This is a genomic window from Hyalangium sp. (assembly GCF_035629615.1).
Classification (GTDB): Bacteria; Myxococcota; Myxococcia; order Myxococcales; family Myxococcaceae; genus Hyalangium.
This window is the reverse complement of sequence record NZ_DASPHO010000523.1, coordinates 1-6,122: the sequence shown is the minus strand read 5'-3', so window position 1 is coordinate 6,122 and position 6,122 is coordinate 1. Positions and strand designations below refer to the sequence as shown.

The 6,122-nt window shown below is 65.0% G+C and carries 3 protein-coding genes; 2 read left to right on the top strand and 1 reads right to left on the bottom strand.

Going from position 1 to position 6,122, the window contains the following annotated elements; genetic code table 11:
• Positions 1-3,184, bottom strand: a 3,184-nt coding sequence (locus VD972_RS26575) for a HEAT repeat domain-containing protein (RefSeq protein WP_324991542.1), incomplete at its 3' end; no start/stop codon positions are given.
• Positions 3,185-4,126: 942 nt separating this feature from the next.
• Between VD972_RS26575 and VD972_RS26570 the strand changes: the two genes are divergently transcribed.
• A complete protein-coding gene (locus VD972_RS26570; protein WP_324991541.1) occupies positions 4,127-5,422 on the top strand; it encodes an IS4 family transposase in 1,296 nt (431 codons plus the stop codon).
• A gap of 477 nt (positions 5,423-5,899) precedes the next feature.
• Positions 5,900-6,122, top strand: a 223-nt coding sequence (locus tag VD972_RS26565; protein WP_324991540.1) for a hypothetical protein, incomplete at its 3' end; no start/stop codon positions are given.

Sequence of the window (6,122 nt, the reverse complement as noted above, 5' to 3'; positions counted from 1 at the left end):
CAGGGGGCATCGCGACGTGGAGCAGCACCGAGGGCAGCCCCGCAACAGGCATCTCCGCGAGGAACCTACACACTCGTTTGTGAACCTCGGGATCGGAGTTGGAGGCAGCCCCTCCTCGCACGAACTCCAGCAGTTGTTGGATGACCTCCGGAGGAAGCTCTCCACGAGACTCCGCCAAGGCACTGGCCGCCTCTCGCGCGATGCGATGCTCCACCTCCTCCATGGAGGGGTCACCGGACCAATCGGCTTCATCTCGCAGGAACTCGCACAGAACCTCCGTCCCCTCTCGCCAACGATGCTGACGGATGGTTTCAACGTACTCAAGGCGCACCGTCTCGTGGGTCTCCCTCCTTGCCAACCTCAGGAGTTCCCGCCGCTCGTCAGACGTTGCGGAGGACGCAAGAGCGAGGAGCGCCCGCGACCGGCATTTGGGAAACGAATCCTCCAGCGTGCGAAGCAAGAGTTGCCGCGCCTCCCCCTCCGGGTGCTGCGCCAGTGCCCTTACTGCAGCGAGCCGGGCCTCCTCGTCCGGATGATCCAGTGCGGGGCGAACCAGTTCGAGGACCGGCTCCCCCTTCGCGGCCAATGTCACCAGGGCGCCATGGCCTGGTTCGGATGCTGGATCGGCCGCCCACTCCCGAAGCGCACGCAGGTCCTCCGGACGCAGCGTCCCGATTCGGGAAGGCTCAATCGGCTCATCGCGATTGGCTCGCTCACAGCAGTCGAGGATGACCTCGCGATCCGGCAAGAGCGTGGCTTCCATTGCTTTTCGAAACGCGAGCGCCTTCTCTTCGGACTCCACATGTGCTCTCCGGCTGCAGAAAACGATTCCCGCGCGCTGGATTTCGGAGAGCAGCGGCGGGCGGGCTTCGAGCATCGTCTTCAGTTCCTTCGGCGAGACCACGAGCGCCACGGCCTCAAGATATTCCTGCAGATCGCCCTGCCTCATCTCTCCCAGCGCGGCAATCAGCTCCGGCGCGATCGGATGCCACCGCTCGCTGCGGATCGTCCGCGCGGCCAAGCCGAGCCTCGCCGGCCGGCAAGCCGCGAAGAAAGCCTGCATCTCCTCACGAGAAGTCCCCTTAGCCCGGTAGCGCAGAGCATGACTCCAACTCTCAAGCAGGCTCTCTCGCCGCGGGTGCGTGACGAGCCACTCATGTCCCCCGTTCTCGCGGCGCCCGGCCACGAGCGCGTCCAGCGCAGAGCGGTACGGCCTTGTTTCCTCCCAGAAATAATCGGCCACGTCCTCATCGCGCGCACCCGGAGGGCGGGTTCTCCTCTCCACATCCTGCCGATGAGCCGCATACTCCCGCTCGATCTCATCAAGGCCCTGAAGGACCTTGGCGACCAAACCATCGAAGGAATCTTGCTTAGCGAGCATTGCTCCGAGAGCGAGCTCAGGCGTGCCCGGTGCCTGCCCTTCCAGCGACCGGTCCAAGACCCCAGCGTAGACGCTCGAGAGATCCCATAGCTCCGCAAGCCAGCGAGGCCTGTCGAGGACGCTGCTGAAGAGGCCCTCCTGCCGGTATGGCACGACCTGGCGGATGTGCCTCTCCGCGATCTGCCGCGCCTCCCCAGACGCCAGGACAGACTGCCGTTCGACGTCTGTCCACTCAGGCGGATGCCAAGTCTCGGCCCAAGCGAATCCCTTGATGACCCGCTCCGACCTCGGCGCAAGAGCCTGCACCATCAGGGAAACCGGATCACGCCCATCCAGCCATTGCACAGCGGCGAAGAAGGCCTCCCTGAACCCATGCTCACCATCCGCCAGCAACCGTGCGCGCACCGAGCGTGCGATGGCGGCCCGCACGTCTGCAGGGATCCAGTTCTGTCGATCTCGAAGGTTCTCGGCGATACCGAGCGCATCAGCGACATGACCGTTCGCGATCAGACCCGAGAGCAGCGGCTCAATCACTCCCCGGGCCCGCTCCGCCCCCTGCATCCCCTTGATGAGCTTCTCCAACCCTTGAATGGTCGTGGGGTGCGCCCGGTAGGAGGTGCCAGCCGAATCCGTTTCGAGCCACCGCTCTCCCGCCATCCACCATGCCAGCAGCCCCACTTGCAACTGAGGAGCCAATGCGGGTGCCACCTGCCTGACCAGACTTACACGCCGTTCCATGGCGTCACGGGTGAAGGTCGGGGTGTCGCACAGCAAGGACCAGAGCACGGCCGCTTCGGGTATCGCGTTCCACGTGTGCAGCCGGATCTCCCTCTCCACGAGATCGGCCAACACGTCGACGCCGGACTTCTTGATCAGCAGCGACAGGGAGACCTCTCGAGAAGACGTCGCCTTCTTCAGTTGCTCTGCAAACCCCTGGAGGGAGAGAGGAGCCCTCAACGCATCCGCGATCCTTCCTGCTGACTGCGAAGCGAGCCGACGCTGCCAGGGCCGCGCTTCGCGCAGCATGTTGGCAAGAATCCTCCTTCGCGCCTTCTCGTCGTAGTGCTCGTAGTCGATCCGAATACAAGAGTGCTTCACATCCTCCCAGTCTCCCGCGTCCTCCAGGATGGACTGGCGTGAGGTGATGATGAACTTCTTGTCCACTCGCGCCTGGCGCAGGATCCGCCCCAGCTCGCTCACCCACCGGCCGGCGTCCCCGCTCGACTTGGACCTGCCCCATGGATCCTCGATGATGAACAGGACTGCGCCCGGGGTCGCTAATTCCTTCCGGACCTCCTGGGGTCCTCCGGTCGCGTGGCAGATCTTGAAGGGAGTCTGCCGTTCGTTCTCGGGGCCCTCGGGAGTGCTGAGCTTGTACTCGAGGAACTGAGCCGTCAGCGTCTTGCCGGCACCTGTCTTTCCTACGAGCACCACGACGTGCCTGCTGGCGAGGTGCTGCTCGATCTTCTTGAGGTTTCGCGGGGGAACGAAGGTGTCGAGTGCGGGCGTCGGATACACGCTGCCGCCGGAGCGCTGGGCGTCACCCAGAATCTCCCCGCGGGTCCAGAGCTTCGATCCGATCCCGAGGAGGCGATTGCGGACGCTGCCGATCAGCCGGTGAAGGCACTCTTTGGTCTTCACGGTCGGGACATGCAGCCGGTTCGTGAGGAGTTCCCTGATCTTGAAGGTGACAAGCTCCGAGGGTGCCTCCGACAGAACGGCGATGCGCCTCTTCACCGCCTCGCCCTCCGTGCCCTTGGCGACCTCCTTGGGCAGGACCGGGTTGGCCGGCGAAGAGGTCATCTTCGCCACGCGGAGAGACTGAAGATTGGGTGCGAGCTGAGCGTTGGTGATCAAGAGGTAGCGGCGGAGCGGATCCGCGTTGAGGAAGTCCCAGGCCCGCTCGCGGGGGGCCGGCCCCTTCTTTCCCTTCAGCGTCTTGCCCTTCCCCCGGAGCAGCTCGCGAAAAGCAGTGGGCTTCCACTCTGAGCTGCGGAACTTCACCTGGATGGCCAGGGTCTCGGTGCGGAAGATCGCCGATGCCTCTTCCCGATTCACGTTGAGCTGAGCCTCGATGTCCTCCTGCGAGGCCGGCTCTATCTCGATGTGAGGGAGACCACGCTGGAAGATCAGCTCCAACGCCACCCAGACGGTCACGAAGATCTGGTACTCGTACCCGATGTAGGCCGGCTGGCCTTTGCTCTCCGCAGTGTCCTCCTGCTCTCCGCCGTCCCTGCTCATGCGAGTCGCCTACCACGACTCGTGGAGCACGAGCGAGCCAGCGCGCAGGGCCTCCGCATCCCACTGCATGTCCCCACCTGTCAGAGCGGCATGACTAAAGCCTACTCATTGGGTAGTCTACCCCTGGGCGGGCTGGCCGCCCTCTCGACGCCAAGGTACGCGATGACGGACTCCCCATCCCCCGACTCACTCAGGCCTGGGAACCTTGTGGGCCCCTGGCGTGTAGAGGGCTATGCAGGCAGGGGCTCCTACGGCCTGGTCTTCCGCGCCCGCTTCGCTTCACGCCCCCACTCTCCGCTCGTGGCGCTCAAGCTGGTCGCATTCCCCGCGGATCCCCGCTTCCTTCGCGAGGCCGCGTTGCTGGCCAGGCTCTCTCATCGGGCCGTGCCTCGGCTTGTGGCTCAGGGGGATTGGCATGCCAGCTCCGAAGCGGTGCACCCCTACCTCGTCATGGAGCTTATCGTTACCCAGAAGGTAACCCGCCGATGATGTGTTGTCCCAGGTATGATGACGCAGCGGCAGTTGGAGGACGTGACGGGGGAGGACCTTGCCCGCTCGCACCTGGGGCATGCAGCACGTAACAAGCGGTTGGTGGAGGTGGGAGTGGCGCTGGCAGTCTCGCCCGGAGCCAGTCTGCCCAAGGCGTTCGAGGACTGGGCCGGGTTGAAAGGAGCCTACCGGCTGTTGTCCCATGAGGCAGTCACCCACCCGGCCATCCTGAGCGGGCACGTGCAGGCCACGGCAGAGCGCTGCCAGCAGCACCCGACCGTGCTGTGCGTGCAGGACACCACGAGCCTGATTTTCGCTCATGCGGTGGATGGGGACGGAATCATCAACCACATGAAGGCAGTGCATGGGGTGATCGCCCATACCGCATTGGCGGTATCGGCCTCCAACCATGAGGTGCTCGGCGTCCTGTCCCAGCAGGTATGGGCCCGGCGCGGCAAGGTGCCAGCCGAGGAAACAGCGTCCCAGCGCCAGCACAGGCGGCGAGAGAGTGAGAAATGGTCCGAAGGGGTCTGCCAGGTGTCCGAAGCCCTGGCCGCATCGGCTGAAGGCCAGCGCCCTCGGGTGCTGCACGTGTTCGACAAAGAGGGGGACAACTTCGAGGCGATGGAAGTGATGGAGGCGTTGGGCGACGGCTTCGTCATCCGTGTGAACTCCAATCGGCTCCTGGAAACTTCGGTGCATGGTGGCCTCTACCTGCAGCAAGCCGTGGAACGAGCTCCTGTCAGAGGCCACTACCAGTTGCAGGTACCGCGAGGGCCGGGCCGGGCCCAGCGTCAAGCTCGCCTGCAAGTACGTGCCTGCACCGTGGCAGTGCGGCCACCCAGACTCCGAGAGCGCAAGGGGGATGCGCTCAAGCTCAACGTGGTGTTGGCTCAGGAGGTGGACCCGCCGCGCGGAGTCAAACCCCTGCACTGGTGTCTGATGACACGCGAGCCCATCGCTACCTGGCAGCAGTGCCTGGAGGTGATACGCGCCTATGAGGGGCGCTGGCGCGTGGAGGAATTTCACATGGGCCTCAAGACGGGCTGCGCCCTGGAAAGCCACCAGTTGAAAACACGCCCGCGCATGGAAAACCTGCTGGCCGTTTGCAGCGTGATTGCCTGGGGCATGCTGGCGCTGCGCGATGCGGCACGCCAGGGGTCGCCTTCGCCGGCCTCCACGCTCTTGTCCGAGGTGCAACTGGCGCTGCTACGCACTCTGCGTCCCAAGCTGCCTCCCCATCCCGACACCCACCAGGCGCTGCGCGCACTGGCCTCTCTGGGCGGCTTCATCGGCCGCAAAGGCGGCTGACGTAAATTAGTTGGCCAACTTCTATGCTCGTAGCGCAGAGGCGCAATGCCATAAGTTGGAAATTTAATTTACGCCAGCGTCCTAAGGTGACGGTGAGCCCGGCTGGCGCACTCTCTGGGCAGGCTGGCAACGACTGCTCCAAGTCGAACTGGGCTATCGGGCCGCCCTCGACCCTCCGCTTCCTTCTTCATCTTCTGGGTAACGATGAGGTCATGGAGTGGAGAGCATAAGAAAAATGGGAGGCGGGTTGAAGGTGAGGGCTGGAGCGGAGGGGCCGAGGAGGGCCGCGGACGGGGGCTGCCCGAGCAGTGTGCCAGGCCGGTGTAGGGGGCCGAGCCCCCCCATGGGGCCCACTGCTGCCCAGGCCGCCCTCCCTTCAGGTGCGCGGCAGGAGCCTGGGCCTGTGGGGTGTCTTGAGCGCCTCAACACCCCGCTGCCCTATGTGGCCCTCGCGCCGCGGCCAGCCTCGCACCTGCCGTGGCCAGGCCCAGGTGCCTCACAATCGCGCGCACCCCTCGGGCTCCCTTCACCTACGCCAACACCCGGCGCCTGCCTCCACTCCTCACCCAGGCGAACACGTCCAAGTCGAACGTCCTCCTCAGCAACTCGGCCCTGTCCTCTCGCGGCGGCCTCTGCTTCATCCGCTCCCTTCTGGCCGCTGCCTCCTTCCCCGCGCTCGCCTCCTCCTCACCTGCTTGGG

Coding starts and splice junctions, on each gene's coding strand:
- VD972_RS26570 (WP_324991541.1), top strand. CDS start 4,127: ATGATGACGCAGCGGCAGTTGGAGGACGTGACGGGGGAGGACCTTGCC.